This is a genomic window from Nocardiopsis alba DSM 43377 (assembly GCF_000341225.1).
Classification (GTDB): domain Bacteria; phylum Actinomycetota; class Actinomycetes; order Streptosporangiales; family Streptosporangiaceae; genus Nocardiopsis; species Nocardiopsis alba.
Map to the genome: position 1 here is coordinate 158,628 of NZ_ANAC01000011.1, position 17,517 is coordinate 176,144.

Consider the following 17,517-nt stretch of genomic DNA (forward strand, 5'->3'; position numbering starts at 1 on the left):
GGACGGCGCGTTCAGCAGCCGTGCGCGATTCGACCCGGAACCCAGACCGTGCGCTGGGCGAGGCGACCGAGATCCTGACCGGTGTGCATCGGCGGGTCGCCTCCTTTCGATGGCCATGGGTCGACGTTCCCCGCAAAGTAGTGGTTCACGTCTCATCGGTCAAGGGCCCCGGAGCCGGGGCCGCCTCCGAACGCGGCGGAGAAGGACCTCGCCGGTCCATCGAGCGTCGACACGATCCTCGTGGTGGGGGTGCTTGTAGCATGGGCCGTCGTACTCTCCCCGGCCGTCGTCCGGCGTCCCCGCCATGACCCGGCCCGAACCTGAACGACCCCTCCCATGACAAGTTCCGGAACGAGGGACCACGTGGCCGGCGGGCGACGGGCCGTACGGTCCGTCCGGCGCCTCTTCGAGCCGCCGTCCTACCTGCGCGGCGGCCGTGTGCTCTGGGCGTCGGCGGGGCTGAGCCTGGTGTTCGGCCTGCTCATGCTCCCCTACGCGTTCGTCGTGATCGGTGACCTGGCCCCGGACCGGCGGGCCTGGGCGCAGGGGATCGGGATCGCCTACGTCGCCTTCTCCCTCCTCTTCGTGGCCCTGGGAGAGACCAGGTCGTGGATCGCGCGCATGTCGATGTGCGTGACGCTCCTGGCCCTCGGAGCGGCCCTCGTCCTCTTCATGGGGCTCCAGAACGCCTGGGTCCTGGTCTTCGCGCTCTGCGTGATCATCGCGTTCACCCGGACCGCGTTCGCGGGGAGCGTGGTCGTCGTGGTGGTGGCCGCGCTCGCCGTCGCCGCGTTCACGACCGGCGTCATCGGCGAGACCCTGTCCGAGCTGCTGCTGCTCTCCTCGGTCGGGGTCGCGATGATCCTCTTCATCCGGCTGGTCGAGGCCAACGCCGAGCTGCGCCGGGCCCGCGACCGGATCGCCGCCTTCGCCGTCGTCGAGGAGCGCGAGCGGTTCGCCCGGGACCTGCACGACATCCTCGGCCACAGCCTCACCACCATCACGGTCAAGACGGGGCTCCTGCGCAGGATTTTGGAGAAATCCGGTAGGGAGGCCGAGGCGGCGGAGGCGCGCGAGGTGGAGCTGATCGCCCGGCAGGCGCTCGCGGACGTTCGCGGAACGGTGTCGGGCTACCGCGTGACGACCCTGGCCGGCGAGCTGGCCGCGGCCGGCACGGTACTGCGTTCGGCCGGGATCGAGGGCCGGCTTCCCCAGGCCGTGGACGACGTCCACCCCGAGGCGCGGGAGCTCTTCGGATACGTGGTGCGGGAGGGGATCACCAACGCGGTGCGCCACTCCGGCGCCCGGGAACTCGAAGTGCGCCTGGGCCGGGACTGGGTGGTCGTGAAGGACGACGGCCCCGGCCGGGGGCCGATCCGCAAGGGCAACGGTCTGCGCGGACTGGAGGAACGGATGGCCGAGAAGGGCGGGACGCTGAGCGTCGGACGCGGACCCGACGGCGGCTTCCTCCTGAGGGCCGAACTCCCGGCGGCCCACGACGACGGAGCGAAGGACGAGGACACACGGTGATCAGGCTTCTTCTCGCGGACGACCAGGCGTTGGTGCGCGGCGCGCTCGCCTCCATGCTCGAACTCGAATCCGACATCACCGTCGTCGCCCAGGCCGGGACCGGCGACGAGGCCGTGGCCGAGGCCCGCCGGACCCGGCCCGACGTGGCGCTGCTCGACATCCAGATGCCGGGCAAGGACGGGTTGGAGGCCGCCGCCGAGATCAGGAGCCGCGTACCCGAGTGTCGCGTCCTGATCTGCACCACGTTCGGCCGGCCGGGCTATCTGGCACGCGCGATGGCGGCGGGCGCTCTCGGCTACGTGGTCAAGGACGCGCCCCCGGAGGAGCTGGTCGAGGCGGTGCGCAGGGTCGGCGCCGGGTTCAGGGTGGTCGACCCGGTGCTGGCCACCGAGTCGTTGGCGTACGGCGTCAACCCGCTGACCCCGCGAGAGCGGGAGGTGCTCCGGGAGGTCCTGGCCGGTCGGGTCGTCTCGGAGACGGCCGCCCGGTTGTGCCTGAGCGAGGGCACCGTTCGCAACCACCTGTCCTCGGCCATCGGCAAGACCGGGACCCGGAGCCGCTCCGAGGCGGCGATGGTGGCCGACGAACGCGGCTGGTTGTGAGCGGGTGATCGGGTCGGCGCCGGGAAGGTCGGCGCCGACCCGATCAGACGTCGCGGTTCGCGGCGAACCGGGTGGCGAACAGGATCACCACGAGCCAGACACCCAGGACCGCCGACCCCGCGAACGGCCCCAGGGCGTCGGGGCCGCCCACACCGCCCACCGCGTGCAGGGCCTCGGCGGGGGTGAAGGGGAGGAGCGGATCGAGGGCCCCGCTCGGAACCCAGGACATCAGGGTGGGGGCCACGAGCACGGCCAGCGCTCCGGCGACACCACCCGGCAGGGAACGGGTCGCCTCGGCGGCGGCCAGGGCCACGACGGCGTAGAACGGGGACATCAGAGCGGCCCCCGCCAGCATTCTCGCGGTCGCGGGGTCGGTCGGGCCGACCACGGGCGCGCCCGCCCCCAGGGCCACGGCCTGTCCGACCGCGTAGGCGGTCAGAGCGGCCAGGACACCGCACAGCAGGCCCCACACACCGACGGCCGTCGCGGCGGCGGCCAACCGCCGTCCACGCCCCGGGGTGACGGTCAACGTGTAGGCGATCAGCCCGGTGCCGTGCTCGGAGGTGGCGAAGGCCGCGGTGAGGACGATGATCAGCAGCGCGGCGGCGTCCGCCCCCAGCGCGCTGGTGCTCGCCACCTCGGTCGCGCTCTGCTGGGAGAGCGGGGTGCCCACGGTCGCCTCGAGGGTCAGCAGGAACAGGGCGGCCACGAGCCCGCCCGTCACCGCGCACGCCACGGGGGCCCGACGCATCGAACGGAGCGTGGTCAGCTTGGTCCACTCGGCGGCCAACGCCGTGATGAAACCCGCGCTCCTACCGGCGCCCGTGTCGGCCGGGACGGAGCCGCCCCGACCCTGTTCGGCCTGCGCGTCCGTGCTCATCGCCGTCCCTCCTTCTCGGGCCGAGCGGTCAGTTCCATGAACGCGTCCTCCAGCCGCATACGATCGGTGGCCAGCTCGTGCAGGGCGATACCCCGCGCGGCGGCCAGGTCTCCGATGGCCGCGGCGGGCACGCCGGTCACCGTGAACGTGTCCGCTTCCTTCCAGGTGACCGTCGCCGACGCGGGCAGGAGCATCTCCAGGTCGCGGGCGTCGGGGCTGCTCACACGAACGCTCTCTCCGCCGGCACGGTGCGACAGTTCGGCCGCGGAGACGTCGGCGACCAGTCGTCCGGAACGGACGACGAGGACGTGGTCGGCCGTGGCCTCCATCTCGTTCATCAGGTGGCTGGACAGGAACACGGTCCGCCCCTCGTCGGCCAGTCCGCGCAGCAGGTCGCGCAGCCACACGATGCCCTGGGGGTCCAGGCCGTTGAGCGGTTCGTCCAACAGGAGCGCGCCCGGGTCGCCCAAGAGCATCGCGGCGATGCCCAGCCTCTGGCACATGCCCAGCGAATAGCCGCCGACCCTGCGGTCGGCCGCGTGCTCCAACCCCACCCGGCCGAGCAGCTCGTCGGCGCGCTTCAGTGGGATGCGCCCACCCCTACAGAGCCAGCGCAGATGATCGCGCCCGGTACGGCCGGGATGGGCGGACTTGGGATCGAGCAGGGCGCCGACGACGCGCATCGGGTCACGGAGCTCCCGGTAACGCTTTCCCATAATGAATGCGTCACCCGAGGTGGGGGCGTGCAGACCGAGCAGCATGCGCATGGTCGTCGACTTCCCCGCGCCGTTGGGGCCGAGGAAACCCGTGATACGGCCGCTCTCCACCGTGAACGAGAGATCGTCGACGGCGAGTACCTCTCCGTAGCGTTTGGTGAGCGCACGGACCTCGATCACCGGAGTAGTGGTCGTCATGTCTCCACGATGGACCGGACACGGCTCGAGGACCCGGATCAGGAGTCATGAAACCGCCGTGACGAATGTCAGGGGTGGGAGAGAGGGAAGGGCCCCTGAGACGTGCTCGGGGCCCTTGTCGACGGAGGAGACCGTGGGGCTCAGAGGGCGGCGGCCGCCTTGGCCTTGCGACGGCGGACCGCGGCGGCACCGACCGCGCAGACCGTCACCAGCAGGGCGGTCGCCCCGACCACGGCCATGACACGACCCTTCGTGGGCTCCATGGGCAGGTCCAGCGCGAACCGTTCCTCCTCGACGCCGTCCCCCGACCGGGGGCCCAGGAACCTGGTCAGAGCGCCCACGGGGTCGACGAAACCGGCCCCGGGACCCGGGTACGCCGACAGCACCAGCCGCTCGGCCGTCTGCGGCGCGCTCAGTTCGGGGTCGTGCGAGCGCACCAGCGCCGCCACACCGGCCACGAACGCCGCCGCGACCGTGTCCCCCTCGCTCACGGCGTGTCCGTCACCGCCGGGGGCCAGGCTCAGCACCGACTGTCCGGGGGCGGTGAGGTCGGGCGCCGAGGCCCCGCCGACCAGGAGAGAGCCGTCCGTGTCGGTACCGGCCACCCCCAGGACCTCGCCGCGTGCGGCGGGGACCGCCGCGTAGGCCTCGCGTTGGACGAGCGCGGTGGAGGGGGCCACGATCAGCACGTCCTCCTCGACGGCGGTGTCCACCGCGGCCTCGAGCGCGGAGCTCCCGACGGGGACGGCGACGCCCACGAGGACGATGTCCGCCCCGCCGTCCACGGCGTCGGTGATGCCCTCGGCGACCGCGTCGGCGTCGGCACCGCCCCGGGCGCCGGTGATGGGCACCGCCAGTACACGGGCCTCCGGGGCCACGCCCACGAGACCGCTGTCCGGGAGAGGCCGGGCGGCGACGACCCCGGCGAGGAAGGTCCCGAACCCGACGCAGTCCTCACCGGCCCCCTCCACCGCCCCGTCGAGCGCGGCCGAGGAATCGTCCACCCCCGAACCGACGACGGCCACGGTGACACCGGCCCCGGAGGAGACGGAACGGGCTCGGGACAGCCCCAGGGCGTTCTCGGTCCACAGCTCCTGATCCACCGTCTCCTCCGAGGAAGGCGCGCACGCGTCCCCCGGCAGCTCGGGTGTCACCTGCGACAGCGCGGGCGGGACCTCGTCCGCCGCCGCGGGTGCGGACGCCACCAGGAACAGCGCGGCCGTCAGACCCATCCCGGCCCCGAACCGAAGCCGCTCGCGTTCCGCTCCGTTCGACACGGGGCCTTCCCTTCCTCTCCAGCGTCGACCGCTCGAGCGGTCGTCTCCTCTTCACCGGGCCCGCGTCCGTCAGTCGCGGGCGGCCGCCTCCTCCGTCTCCGGGTCCAGCGCCAGCTGCACCTTCACCGGATCGCGGCGGTCGAAGCGCAGCGCGCGGCCCGGAGGCAGACGCTGCGGGCGCAGCGACCCGAAGAGCACACCCTCGGAGGGCGGGCAGGACAGCACCATGCTGGGCGTGTTCGCGTCGATGAGCATCCGCAGCACCGGCTCGCCCATGGCGCGGCTGAAACCACCGGCGCCGCGCGCCAGGATCAGGTGGAAGCCGATGTCGGCACCGTGGGGCAGCATCTCCATGAGCGGCGTCAGCGGGCCGCCACCGCCGGAGCTCAACAGGTCGTAGTCGTCGATGACCACGAACAGTTCCGGACCGGTCCACCAGGAGCGTTCGCGCAGCTGCTCGGGGGTGACCTCCGGTCCGGGCAACCTCGGCTTGAGCGCCTGGGCCGCGGCCTGCATCATCTCGCGGGCGCTCTCACCGGTCACCGCGTAACCGAGGCGCTGTTCCTCGGGGATCGCGTTGAACAGGCCGCGACGGGGGTCCACCACGACCACGCGCGCCTCGGTGGCGCTGTACCGCTCCCGGATGGTGCGGGTGACGAGCCGCAGGATGTTGGTCTTGCCGCTCTCGTTGTCCCCGACCACGAGCAGGTGCGGCAGGACGGAGAAGTCGTGCCACAGCGGTTCCAGACGCCGCTCCTCCAGGCCCAGCGCGATCTTCGGGCCGGCCTCGGGGGAGGGCAGCTCCGACGCCGGAAGGGACAGGGGCAGCAGCCGCACCTGGGGCGCGGACGGCCCGTCCCACCGTTCCTTGATCGTCTCCACGACATCGGTCACCGACGCCTCCGGCCCCTCCTCCATGTGCGGGAGGGCGGACAGGAAGTGCTTGAACTCGGCGGTCAGACCGCGTCCGGGGATCCGGGGGACCTTCTCGGCCTGGCGCATGTTGATCGCCGAGTCCACCGCGTCGCCCAGACGGAGCTCGAACCGGGTGACCAGCAGGTCGCGCAGGCTGGACTGCACGTCGGCCCAACGGGGCGAGGCCACGATCAGATGGATGCCGTAGTTGAGGCCGCGCTGGGCGATCTGGGTGATGTCGGCGATGAGGTCGATCATGTCCGAGCGCACCGTGGCCCAGCCGTCGATGACCAGGAACACGTCGCCGTAGGGCTGGTCGGAGAACTCCCCGGCCGCCCTTCGACGTCGGTAGGCGCCGATCGAGTCGATGCCGTGATCGGCGAAGAACTGTTCGCGGCGACCCAGTAGCGCGGTCATCTCCGCGACGGTACGGGTGACCCTCTCGACGTCCATACGGCCGCAGATCCCGCCCACGTGCGGCAGGTCGGCGACCCCGCGCAGAGTGCCGCCACCGAAGTCCAGGATGTAGAACTGCACCTGTTCCGGCGTGTTGGTGAGCGCCAACGCGGTGATCAGCGAGACCAGGAGGGTGCTCTTGCCGCTCTGCGGTCCGCCGATGACGGCGGTGTGCCCTCCCGCGCCGCGCAGGTCGGCGGTGAGCGGGGTGCGCAGCTGCTCGAAGGGGCGGTCGACCAGGCCCACCGGCACGGTCAGTACCGGCTCCGCGCCCCAGGCGGGCAGTGAGGTCGCCCCTTCGGAACGCAGCATCTCCGCCACGGTGGGGGCCTGGCCCAGGGGCGGCAGCCACACCTGACGGGCGGGCGGACCGACGTCGCGCACCGCCTCCAACGCCGTCTCCAGGAGGGTCGTGTCCGTCTCCTCCGCCGGTTCCGGCTCGGGTTCCGCCACGACGGCGGGCGGACCGGCCACGTAACCGGGCAGGAACGGGGTGATCTCACGGGCGGCGGTCGACGATCGGGCCGCGCGGCGCTTGGCGCGGTAGGGGCCCGACACGTAGGCGGCCTTGAACCGGGTCAGCTCCTCGGTGTCGGACTTGAGGTAGCCCGAACCGGGCGCCGGCGGGAGCTGGTGGGCGTCGGCCACGCCGAGCACGCCCCGGCTCTCCATCGCCGAGAAGGTGCGCAGCGCGATCCGGTAGGAGAGGTGGCTCTCCAACTGGTGCATGCGCCCCTCGTCCAACCGCTGGGAGGCCAACAGCAGGTGCACGCCCAGGCTTCGGCCGAGGCGGCCGATCATGACGAACAGCTCCATGAAGTCCCGGTGGGCGGCGAGCAGCTCGCTGAACTCGTCCACGATCACGAAGAGCGTGGGCATGGGCTCCATGGTCGGGTCGCTCCTGCGGCCCTTCTCGTACTCGTGCACCGAGCTGAAGTTGCCCGCCGAACGCAGTAGCTCCTGACGGCGGACGAGCTCACCGTGCAGGGCGTCCTGCATACGCTCCACGAGGGAGGTCTCGTCGGCCAGGTTGGTGATCAGCGCCGAGGTGTGGGACAGCCCGTCCAGACCGATGAACGTGGCGCCGCCCTTGAAGTCCACCAGGACGAAGTTGAGCCGCTCCGAGGAGTGGGTGAGCGCCAGGGACAGCACGAGCGTGCGCAGCAGTTCGCTCTTGCCCGAACCGGTGGCGCCGATCAGCATTCCGTGCGGGCCCATGCCGCCCAGTGCCGACTCCTTGAGGTCCAACTCCAAGGGGGCGCCCGAGGCCGCGATGCCGATGGGCACCCGCAGCCGGCTCTCCGGACGTTCGCGCTCCCACTCGCGGGCGGCGTCCCAGGTGTGCAGGTTCGGGATGCCCAGCAGGGTGGTGAGATCGAAGTCCGTGGTCAGTGGTTCCACCACGTCGGCGGAGACGCTCACCCGATAGGGCGCCATCATCCGGGCCAGGGCGCGTGCCCGGTGCAGGTCCAGGGTGTCGGGGCGACCCAAATGTGAGAAGGATTCGCGTCCGGAGCGGTCCAACTCGCACATCTCCATGGAGTCCTTTTCGACCCGGAGTGAGAGGGTATGGGGTGCTCCATCCCACATGCGCTCGGTTCCCACTTCGATCACGATCGCGTTGCGAAAGCCTCCGCTGAGCAATCTCGACCCTTGCGGCACGGTTCCGCCGTCGACGATGATGACCGTGAACGGCTCGTCACGCCCGGGTACCGCCTGAGGGTCGAAGGGCGGACGGTCCGCCAGCTCCGGACCGACGAGTCTTTCCAGCTCAATGGCGTCGGAGGCGATCAGACGGACGGGACCGGCTCCATCCCGTTCCGTCGGGTGCATGCAATGCGGGAGCCATTTCATCCATTCCCAGTCCGCCATTCGCTCGTCGTTCACACAAGCCACCACGCGCAATTCATCCGGCGCGTGAAAAACTGTGACCTGACCCACGAGCGCGCGCACCATTGATCGGATGGATTCGCTTTCCCCGGACAGTCCGAGATGTGCGAACCCCCTGAGGTAAAGGGATACCGGCAAGTCCGCGACGGTGCCGTAGGCGTTGATGAACCGGCGCAGCGCGTGCGCGCAGAGCGGCTCCAGATCCTCCACCGGCTTGGTCGACAGCGGGGCGATGCGCGTCTGGAGGGGCTGCTCGCCCACGGCGATGCGGATCTCCGCGAAGTCGTCGTGAGCCCCGCGGCGCTCCCAGAGTCTGCTGGTGCGCACCAGCGACCACAGGGCGTCCGGGTCGGGGCCGTTCCACGCCCGTGCCTCACGTTGGGCGACCACGACGTCCCGAACGCGGTGGCGCATCTGGCCGAGGTAGCGCAGGTAGTCCCGGCGATCCCCCGAGATCCGGCGGCTGCGCTCGATCCGTACGCGCAGGATCTGGCCGCCGACCATCGCCACCGCCCCGACGAGCATCATTCCACCGGCGATGAAGGGCATCGCCGTGCCCAGGGCGCCCGCCCCGGACGGTCGGAGGAACATCATCACCATGGCGAGGGAGCTCAGCGCCATCGGGAGGTACATGAAGACCCCCGAGATGCTGTTCTCCTGCTCGGGGAGGACCGGCGGCTCCTGGAGCGAGAGCTCGCCCTCGGGCGGTTCGGGGCCCGGGCGACGGGCCGGCCTGCGGACGAGGATGGTGCTGATCGGCGTATCCCTTCTCTTGCCCCAGGACGGCCGGGGTCCGCTGCGGGGGTGTCGGGCGGACCGACCCGGTGTAATTGCGGCGGGGGTGAATGGTCGAACCCTAGAGTCGGATTCGGTTACCGGAGGGTGGGTGTCGGATGCTCAAATGAGCGCCGGTATCCCGATGGTGGAGTTTCCGAAACATCATGTCCGGAATTCCGGAAGTGGTGCTAGTCTAGCCCAGCGTTTCACGAACGGGAGCGCCCTCCCAAGCCGTTCCGCAAAGGAATGGTGCTCCCGGTCGAGTCCCCTCCACGGGTGTGTTTATCCATGCCCGTAAACCGACCCAGTCACCGTCGTCCAGCGAGGAGGACCGATGTCGGACGTCGTCGCCGCCGATCTGTGCCGTCTGGTCGTACGAGCTCCCAACGCCTCCTTCGAGATCGCGGTCCCCTGCGACCTGCCGTTGGCCGAGCTACTGCCCACGTTCCTGCTCTACGCGGAGGGTGAGACCGAGGACCTCGACGAGAGCGGACTCGAACACGGCGGCTGGGTGCTCCAGCGACTGGGGTCGCCGCCCTTGGACGAGTCCGAGACGGTCGAGACGCTCGGCCTGACCGATGGCGAGACGCTCTACCTGCGCGAGCGCGCCGACCAGATGCCGGAGATCCACTTCGACGACCTCGTCGACGGCGTGGCCGACACGCTGTCCGAGCGTTCGGACGGGTGGGGCCCGGTCGTCTCCAGGCGGGTATTGACCGGCGCCGCCGCCGTGGGCTTCCTCGGGGCCCTCGCCCTGCTGACACTGCTCGGCCCCACCTGGCTCGCGGGCTCCACCGCCGCGGCCACGGGGCTGCTTCTCCTGCTCGCGGCCGGAGCCGCGGCCCGGGCCTTCGACGCGCCCGTCGCCGGAGCCGTCACCGGTGGCTCCGCCGTGCTGTTCATGGCCTTCGCCGGGGCCACGCTGCCCGGCGGAGACCCCGGCAACGCCCTCATCGGGGCGCGGATGCTCTCGGGGGCGTCGACGGCGACCGGCGCGGCGGTCCTCGCGATCGCCGCCGTGGCCGCCTGCCTGCCCTTCTTCACGGCCATCATCGGCACGGCCCTGTTCACCGCGGCCGCCGGCGCCCTGCTCATGTTCTGGGACAACGCCCCGCCGCAGGGCGTGGCCGTCTCCGCCGCCGCGCTGGTCCTGCTGCTCTGCTCGTTCGCGCCGGCCCTGGCCTTCCGGTTGTCGGGGATGCGTCTGCCCCCGCTGCCCGACGGTGTCGACCAGTTGGGCGAGTACATCGACCCCCACCCGGCCCGCGACGTGCGCGCCCGCGCCCAGCGCGCGGACCACTACCTCGGTGGCCTTCTGGCCGTCGTCGGAGCGGTGTGCGCCGCCTCGATGACCGTGCTGGCCGCCCACCCCGGAGGCCTGGCCTCCACGGCGGGCGTCTGCGTCGCGCTGATCCTGCTGCTCCAGGCGCGCGGTCTCAGCGGCCTGTGGCACCGGGTGTGCCTGTTGGGCGCCGGCGCGTACGGGCTGGTGGCGATGGCGGTCGGTGGCGGACTCGTCGGCGGCGACACGGCCCGCATGGTCCTGTTCGGTCTGCTCTTGGTCGCGGCGCTCGGACTGCTCCTCGCCGCCTGGTCCGTGCCGGGGAACCGTCCCATCCCGCACTGGGGACGGGCCGGGGAACTCTTCCAGAGCCTCGCCGCGATAGTGCTGGTGTGCCTGGTGCCCGCGAACCTGGGGCTGCTGGCGTTGCTGAGGGGGATCGGCGGATGACGCGTACCGGAAGGCGGGTGGTCTGATGCAGACCCGTCGCGATCAGGTACAGGCGCACTCGTTCATGGTGCGCCGGCTCTCCACGGCCATGGCCGCCGCGGACCCGAACGCCGTCGAGGCGCCCCTACGGCGTACCCGCAACGGCACCCTCATCGGGCTCATCCTCGCGGTGCTGCTGTGCGTGGGCTTCCTCGTCTTCGGCCTGATCTTCCCCGGCGGCGCCACCTCGTGGCGCAACGAGGGGACCCTCGTCGTCGTCAAGGACGGGGCGGGCCGGTACGTCTTCTCGGACGGCGTCCTCTGGCCGGTGACCAACCAGGCCTCGGCCCTGCTGCTGGCGTCCAACCCCACCCCGGTCCGGGTCGACGCCGACTCCCTGGAAGGCACCCCGGTGGGATCCCCGCTGGGCATCCCCGGCGCGCCCGACGGGCTTCCCGCCACGGACGCCGAGGGATCCATGGTCTGGCAGGTGTGCGCGACCACCGTCGACACCGGAGAAGGGGTCGAGACCCTGACCTCGCTCACCCTGGGCCGGTCGCCGTTCGGTTCCCCCGTCGGGGAGGACGACGGTGTCCTGGTCCGAGGACCCGGCGGTGGGATCCACCTGCTGTGGCAGGGCGCCCGACTGGCCGTCGACGAGGAGAACGGCGCCCTGGAATCCCTGGGATACGGCACCGTCGTGCCCCACCCCGTCGCGGCGGCCGTCCTGGACGGCGTGCCCGCCGGCCCCGGGCTCACCGCGCTCGACGTCGAGGGACGAGGCGAGGACGGCCCGCGTGTGGGCGGCGCCGACACCCGTATCGGACAGGTCTTCACCGTCCCGGCCAACGAGAGCGGCTCCGAGCAGTTCTACGTCCTCACCGGGGACGGCCTCACCCCCACCGATCCGACCCACGCCCGCCTGCTGCTGGGACACCCGCTCACGGCGGAGGAGGCCTACGGGGGCGGCGAAGCCGAACCGATCGAGCTCACCGTCAACGAGCTGCGCCCACACCTGTCCGGCGAGGACGCGATCACCGGCGATGGCCTGCCCGCCACACCGCCCCCGCTGACCGACCCCCAGGGCGCGGCACTGTGCGTCATCGACCAGGGGGACGGCGCGCTCGCGCTCGCGCTCACCTCTCCGGCCGATATCGGTGGCCGGGCCGCACGGCCCACGGTGGGCAGCACCGCCGCCTGCACCGCCCCCGACCTCATCGACATCCCGTCCGGGGAGGGCGGTCTGGTCAGGGCGACCCCGGCGGGAGGGTCGGCGCTGCGCGGCTCGTACTTCCTGATCACCGACACCGGGAGCAAGTACCCGGTGCCCGACGCCGACGCCGCCGGGATGCTGGGCTACACCCCCGGTGAGGCTCCCGCGGTCTCCACCGCCCTACTGGACCTTCTCCCGACCGGGCCCGATCTGACCCCGCAGGACGCCGCCGAACCCGCCGGTGCCCTCGCGAAACCGGGGGAGCCCCGGTGCCTTTCCCAGTGACCCCCAACAGAATCAGGAGACTCCCATGTCGATGATGCGCAGTACCGACCAGGCGATGCGGACCGGCCGCGACGCCATGGAGACGGCCCACACCACCTGCAACGGCGTCTACACCAGCGTGGACGGAGTCCGGGACCTGCTCGGCGGCAACTGGCAGGGCGGCGCCGCCAGTCAGTACGACACGGCGCTGGTCAAGTGGCTCGAAGAGCTGCGCCTGATCACCAACGACATGAACGACATGATCGGCATCCTCGGCGGCACCGAGCGCAACTTCCACGCCATGGAGGACGAGAACATGGTGACCGCCAACTGGATCAGCCAGCTCAACCCGAACCAGTCCGACGTCTCCCGCTGACCCGATCCGACCCGACCCGAACGTCCCACGACCGGGGCGCACCATCGAGAGAAACCGGAGCCATACCCATGGACGGATTCGAGATCAAGTACAGCGGTGCCGACGACGCCGGCATCGACCTGCGCAAGCAGACCGACATCATCGAGCAGGCCATCAACGAGTTGGACGCCAAGGTCCAGGCGGTCAAGTCCGACTGGGTCGGTGAGGCCGCCGACCAGTACGACCAGCGCCTGCTGGCCTGGCGCCGCAACGTCGCCGACATGCGCGCGCTGCTCGGCCACGCGCAGGTCTCCCTGGGCGACATCACCGAACGCTACCGCCGGGGCGACCTCCAGGAAGCCGGTAACTGGAACTCCCGCCGCTGACCGTCTCCCTCGGCCGCGGTGAGGGTCCGCTCGGGCCGCGCCGCGGCCGGGGACGGGTCGGTGGAAGGTCCGACGACGGACAGGACGAGAGAGGACGGGGCAGGACGTGTCAGAGAAGACCAGGGTCACCAAGGGCTACCTCCAGAACCTGGGTTCGCAGCGCATCGGACCGATGCAGCAGGCGGTGTCGGAGAAGAAGAGCGATTCCGCCGAACACTACGGAAAGGAGTCCATCAACGTCCCCTTCGGGAACGGCGACCTGATGGGCTCGGCCGCCGTGCTCGCCGCCGAGGTGAGCGGTGTCCTGACGAAGTTCCACGCCGAGATCACGAGGCTCGAGGAACGCCTGCTCGTGATGCACAGCGGAATCCAGGACAGTGATCTCTTCTTCGAGAAGCTGGAGTCCGACGCCGAGCTGGACGCCTCGAAGGTCAACACCATCATGAACAACGGCTCCACCACCGGCGGCTCCACCACCGGGGACACCACCACGGACCCCACCAAGTAGACCCGGGACGCCCCGTGCGGAGGCGGCCCGTCACCGTCCTCCGCTCACCGTCCGGATCCCTCCACCACTCCGCCCCGAGGAACTTCCATGGCAGACGAGGACTTTCCAGAGAAGGAGGGGACAGATCCCGCTGTCCCCGAGGCAGAAGGCGTCACCGACAGCGAAGAGCTGGCCCACGCCATCAACGTCTTCGCCGATCTCGAGGGCGACGGTTCGGTCCCTCCCATGGGCACGGCCCAGGCGGTGAAGGACACCAACTGGTTCGCCAGCTACTTCTGGGACGTCGGTGACCCCAAGGACGCGGACGAGTGGTTCGGCTTCGACAGCAGATCCTCCGACGCCGACCTGCTCGGCGGCTTCGAGCGGGGTTTCGCCGTGTACACGGGCGTCCACCTCAACGACGCGATCAAGGAGCGCGGGGACACCGTGTGGGGGAGGTTCATCGACCGGTTCCCCACGATCCTCAACGCCGCCGCCGACTCCAAGAGGGGCAGCACCAGCTACAACAACAGCGTTCTCACCCGGATCCAGACCGACCTGGGAGACTACCGGGACTTCGCCAACGCCCGCTACGACGAACTCTGGACGCTGTACAAGGAACTCGACCCGGGCAACGAGAAGTTCGAGGGCGCGGGGGCCACCGCCCTGGGCCAGTACATGAGGAGCCTGGCCCTCGAATTCCGGAGCCTCGGCAACATGCTCGACCCGGCGGCCGACGCCGTGAGCTCGGCGCGCGCCGCCGTCAGCCCCACCTACATCGACGCGGTGATCGATGAGTACAACAAGTGGATCGGCGATCCGAACCACAGTCCTCGACGACTCATCCGTACCTGGTGGGAGGAGCAGCGTCCCCACGTCACCACGGTGGGCGGTACCGGCAGCAACATCAGGATCCGTGATCTGCCGACCGACCAGGAATCCACGTGGAAGACCTTCGAGACGGAGATCAAGGACCGGTGGTGGAACAGCCTGGCCGACCTGCGCAAGGTCGTGTTGGACGGCATCACCACGGTCTCCGGTGCCTATTCGAGCTCCTCCTCGTCCATCAGGCCCTACGTCCCGCCGCCGGTCACCAACGACACGACCGGTGGCAACGGGCCGGGCGGGTCCGGCGACAACGACCTCAAGTCGATCCTCGACGAGTTGTTCGGCGGTGGCGGCGACAACGACGGGGACGGTGACCTGAGGACGCGCCTGGATGAGCTGCTCAACGGCGGCGGCGATGACGAGACCGACCTGAGGACGCGCCTGGATGAGCTGCTCAACGGCGGCGGCGACAACGACGGGGATGGTGGCGGAGACTCGATCCAGGATCTCCTCGACAAGTACCTCAACGGTGACGGCGGCAGCGGCGACCTCGGGGGGAACGGCGACGGTGGCGGTAACGACGGTGGCGGCGGCGGTGGAAACGGCCCCGGTGGTGACCGTACGGCTCAGGACATCATCGACGAGTATCTGGGGAACCAGACCCCCGAGAGCGGTGGAAGCGACATCCCCGGTGGTTCCGGAGGCCAGGAGATCACGGGCGGCTCGGGCGACCTCGGCGGTTCGGGTGACCTCGGCGGTTCGGGGGACGGCCTCGGAGGGCCCGGCTCCGGGGGGACGTTCGATGGGCTCGGAGGCGACCTCTCCTCGTCGGGAGACGGAGGGGGAGGGTCGGGTGGAGGAGGCCTGGTCCCTCCGCCGCTCACCCCGGGTATGCGTGTCATGGGGCCCGGCGGATCCGGTGGCGGTACGGGAGGTGGGCCTGCCGGCACCGGGCGACGGGACCAGGGAACTCCGCTCCCCGGTGGCGGCACCCTGCTTCCCGACGGCAGCACCGTGCTTCCCGATGGCAGCACCCGGCTTCCGGACGGGACCGTGCTTCCCGATGGCAGCACTCGGCTTTCGGACGGCAGCACCCTGTTCCCGGATGGCAGCACCCGGCTTCCGGACGGCAGCACCCTGCTCCCCGACGGCAGCACCCGGCTTCCGGACGGGACCGTGCTTCCCGATGGCAGCACTCGGCTTTCGGACGGCAGCACCCTGTTCCCGGATGGCAGCACCCGGCTTCCGGACGGGACCGTCCTGAGTCCGGACGGCTCTCGTATCGAGGGTGGTGGCTCGTCCTCCACCATCGGAGGACCGCCTCAGGGCGGTTACGGGGACCTCGGCTCCTCCACGGACGGTGAAGGGCTCGGCTCCGTCCCGCCTCCTCCGGTCCGCGTGCCCACCGGGTTGGAGGGTCCTGGAGGCCTGGACCCGTCCTCGGGCGGGTCGAACGCCGATGAAGGCGAGGGTTCCCAGACCCCGGTCGGCTCCCGCGACCCGGGCGGTTCCGATGGCCTCGGCGGCTCGGGCGGGACGAACCGTCCGGGGCTTCCCGACAGCCCGAGCCTCGGCGGCTCGGGAGGCTCCGGTGATCTGGGCGGGGACCGTATCGAACTCCCCGACCCCCCGGTCCTCGACGCTCCGGGCGGTGGAGGCGGCGGTTACCCGTCCCCCGGATCCAACGGCCTCGGCGGATCGGGCGACCTGAACTCCTCTTCGGGATCCGGATTCGGTTCGGGCGGCTCCTCGATCGGAGGAGGCGGCGGCGGATCCGTGCTCACACCGCCCCCCGGGAGCGGCTCCCTGGGAGGCTCGGACGGGGGCGGCATGACCGCCCGTCCGGACTCGGGCTCCGTCGGAGGCTCGTCCGAGGGCAACGGAGGCGGTCGGGGGAACGGACCCGGCGGAACCAGCCCCTGGGGCGGTTTCGGTGGAGGTCAGGGAACGGACGGTTCCCTCTCGCCGGGGTCGGTCGGCACCCCCGGTGCACCCGGTACCCCGGGCACCCCCGGTATGCCCATGATGCCTCCGGGCGGAGCGGGCGGCGCCGGTGGTGGCGCCGGCGGGCAGGAACGCACCCGTACCACCTGGCTCGCCGAGGACGAGAAGGTGTGGGGCACCACCGCACGGGGCGGACCCGCCTCGTTGGGACGGCCCGGAACCCGAAAAGACAAGGGAGTGAGCGGCGTTGGACATGTCCCTACAGGGGCAGATGGAGAGGTCCCTCGAACAACTTCGCCAGACCCAGGAGCGCCTGGCGGAGGCAAGCGCAAACCTGGAGTCGGTTACCGCAGAGGCGGTGTCCAAGGATCGGATGCTCAGCGTGACGGTGAACGCCAGAGGCGAGATCGCTGAGCTGAGGTTCCACACCGACAAGTACCGGATGATGGCGCCCGCCGAACTGGCCTCGGCCATCGTCGAGGTCGTCGAACGCGCCCGGCGCGACGTGGCCCGACAGGTCTCCGACGCCATGGGCGGGCTGATCCCGGGCGACTCCGCCGCCCGTGAACAGGCGGTGGCGGGAGACCCCACCGCCCTGTTGGAGGAGCTCGGCCTGGGCAGGGTGCACCCGCCCACCTGACCGACGAGGCGGAGGGGACACGTCCCCTCCGCCCGCCCACACCGTGATGACACCACGACGACATAGGAGGAAGGAGAGGCCATGTCGGATCGCATCTCGATCGACCCGGAGGCGGTCGCCAGGGACGGCGCCGATATCCACGAACTCGCGGCCGAAGTACGCGCGATCGACCGGTGGTTCAACGACTCGGTCGACGCTCTGGGCAAATGCTGGGGCGAGGGCGACGCCGTGGCCGAGTCGTTCGAGAAGAACTACGTCCCGAACCGCGAAGGGTTCGGGGTCTTCCTGACGACGCTCGGCAAGGCCTTCGAGAAGACCGCCGAGGCCACGATCGACACCGCCAAGCAGTTCGGACGCTCCGAGCAGTACGGCATCGACAGCGCGACGCGTCTGATCGGTACCCAGAACACCCGTCTGACCGGCGGCAGCGGGAGGCCCTGACCCCGAT

Annotated in this window: 14 protein-coding genes; 10 read left to right on the forward strand and 4 right to left on the reverse strand. The window is 70.9% G+C overall.

Translation table 11 applies throughout. The annotated features are described in order from the left end of the window. The first annotated feature begins 336 nt into the window (after nt 1-336). Together D451_RS0110585 and D451_RS0110590 are read left to right on the forward strand one after the other, a co-directional pair. Nucleotides 337-1,530 (forward strand): sensor histidine kinase, encoded by a 1,194-nt coding sequence (locus D451_RS0110585; RefSeq protein WP_241463313.1) that lies wholly within the window; start codon nt 337-339, stop codon nt 1,528-1,530. Further along, complete coding sequence (locus D451_RS0110590) at nt 1,527-2,132, forward strand: response regulator transcription factor (RefSeq protein ID WP_014910940.1); 606 nt, start codon at nt 1,527-1,529, stop codon at nt 2,130-2,132. Before D451_RS0110585 ends, D451_RS0110590 begins: the two co-directional genes overlap by 4 nt. Before the next feature lie 43 nt (nt 2,133-2,175). Here the strand turns inward: D451_RS0110590 and D451_RS0110595 are convergent, their stop codons facing one another. The 4 genes from D451_RS0110595 to D451_RS0110610 form a co-directional block, all read right to left on the reverse strand. Then, nucleotides 2,176-3,012, reverse strand: a complete 837-nt coding sequence (locus D451_RS0110595; RefSeq protein WP_014912945.1) for an ABC-2 transporter family protein — start codon at nt 3,010-3,012, stop codon at nt 2,176-2,178. Then, nucleotides 3,009-3,908, reverse strand: a complete 900-nt coding sequence (locus D451_RS0110600) for an ABC transporter ATP-binding protein (RefSeq protein WP_017534380.1) — start codon at nt 3,906-3,908, stop codon at nt 3,009-3,011. The genes D451_RS0110595 and D451_RS0110600 overlap by 4 nt, the downstream gene beginning before the upstream one ends. A gap of 158 nt (nt 3,909-4,066) precedes the next feature. After that, entirely contained in the window at nt 4,067-5,203 is a 1,137-nt protein-coding gene (locus D451_RS0110605) for a S8 family serine peptidase (protein WP_017534381.1), read from the reverse strand. A gap of 69 nt (nt 5,204-5,272) precedes the next feature. Beyond that, on the reverse strand, nt 5,273-9,220 hold the full coding sequence (locus tag D451_RS0110610; protein WP_026124973.1) for a type VII secretion protein EccC: 3,948 nt from the start codon (nt 9,218-9,220) through the stop codon (nt 5,273-5,275). Between the two features lie 355 nt (nt 9,221-9,575). Between D451_RS0110610 and eccD the strand changes: the two genes are divergently transcribed. The 8 genes from eccD to D451_RS0110650 all read left to right on the forward strand — a co-directional run bounded on the left by eccD (nt 9,576) and on the right by D451_RS0110650 (nt 17,510). Further along, nucleotides 9,576-10,973 carry a type VII secretion integral membrane protein EccD gene (gene eccD / locus D451_RS0110615; RefSeq protein WP_014908538.1) on the forward strand — a complete coding sequence of 466 codons (1,398 nt, stop codon included), beginning with the start codon at nt 9,576-9,578 and terminating at the stop codon, nt 10,971-10,973. A gap of 25 nt (nt 10,974-10,998) precedes the next feature. Then, nucleotides 10,999-12,450 carry a type VII secretion protein EccB gene (eccB, locus tag D451_RS0110620; protein WP_017534383.1) on the forward strand — a complete coding sequence of 484 codons (1,452 nt, stop codon included), beginning with the start codon at nt 10,999-11,001 and terminating at the stop codon, nt 12,448-12,450. 25 nt (nt 12,451-12,475) lie between these two features. Then, nucleotides 12,476-12,805 carry a WXG100 family type VII secretion target gene (locus tag D451_RS0110625; protein WP_014911019.1) on the forward strand — a complete coding sequence of 110 codons (330 nt, stop codon included), beginning with the start codon at nt 12,476-12,478 and terminating at the stop codon, nt 12,803-12,805. A 68-nt stretch (nt 12,806-12,873) separates the two neighbouring features. Further along, nucleotides 12,874-13,170 carry a WXG100 family type VII secretion target gene (locus D451_RS0110630; RefSeq protein WP_017534384.1) on the forward strand — a complete coding sequence of 99 codons (297 nt, stop codon included), beginning with the start codon at nt 12,874-12,876 and terminating at the stop codon, nt 13,168-13,170. Between the two features lie 106 nt (nt 13,171-13,276). Then, nucleotides 13,277-13,678: a hypothetical protein gene (locus D451_RS0110635; RefSeq protein ID WP_017534385.1), complete on the forward strand. Its 402-nt coding sequence runs from the start codon at nt 13,277-13,279 to the stop codon at nt 13,676-13,678. 87 nt (nt 13,679-13,765) lie between these two features. Then, nucleotides 13,766-16,843, forward strand: coding sequence for a hypothetical protein (locus D451_RS28785; RefSeq protein WP_026124974.1), 3,078 nt, complete (start codon nt 13,766-13,768; stop codon nt 16,841-16,843). After that, nucleotides 16,764-17,069 (forward strand): YbaB/EbfC family nucleoid-associated protein, encoded by a 306-nt coding sequence (locus D451_RS0110645; protein ID WP_274517537.1) that lies wholly within the window; start codon nt 16,764-16,766, stop codon nt 17,067-17,069. The genes D451_RS28785 and D451_RS0110645 overlap by 80 nt, the downstream gene beginning before the upstream one ends. A gap of 81 nt (nt 17,070-17,150) precedes the next feature. Beyond that, the gene (locus D451_RS0110650) at nt 17,151-17,510 is read left to right on the forward strand and encodes a hypothetical protein (RefSeq protein ID WP_014910582.1); all 360 of its coding nucleotides are present in this window, start codon (nt 17,151-17,153) and stop codon (nt 17,508-17,510) included. The last annotated feature ends 7 nt before the right edge of the window (nt 17,511-17,517 follow it).

What these genes read in the sequence shown, in the direction of transcription:
- D451_RS0110585 (WP_241463313.1), top strand. Translation starts at nt 337, where the DNA reads ATGACAAGTTCCGGAACGAGGGACCACGTGGCCGGCGGGCGACGGGCC.
- D451_RS0110595 (WP_014912945.1), bottom strand. Translation starts at nt 3,012, where the DNA reads ATGAGCACGGACGCGCAGGCCGAACAGGGTCGGGGCGGCTCCGTCCCG.
- eccD (WP_014908538.1), top strand. Translation starts at nt 9,576, where the DNA reads ATGTCGGACGTCGTCGCCGCCGATCTGTGCCGTCTGGTCGTACGAGCT.
- eccB (WP_017534383.1), top strand. Translation starts at nt 10,999, where the DNA reads ATGCAGACCCGTCGCGATCAGGTACAGGCGCACTCGTTCATGGTGCGC.
- D451_RS0110625 (WP_014911019.1), top strand. Translation starts at nt 12,476, where the DNA reads ATGTCGATGATGCGCAGTACCGACCAGGCGATGCGGACCGGCCGCGAC.
- D451_RS0110630 (WP_017534384.1), top strand. Translation starts at nt 12,874, where the DNA reads ATGGACGGATTCGAGATCAAGTACAGCGGTGCCGACGACGCCGGCATC.
- D451_RS28785 (WP_026124974.1), top strand. Translation starts at nt 13,766, where the DNA reads ATGGCAGACGAGGACTTTCCAGAGAAGGAGGGGACAGATCCCGCTGTC.
- D451_RS0110650 (WP_014910582.1), top strand. Translation starts at nt 17,151, where the DNA reads ATGTCGGATCGCATCTCGATCGACCCGGAGGCGGTCGCCAGGGACGGC.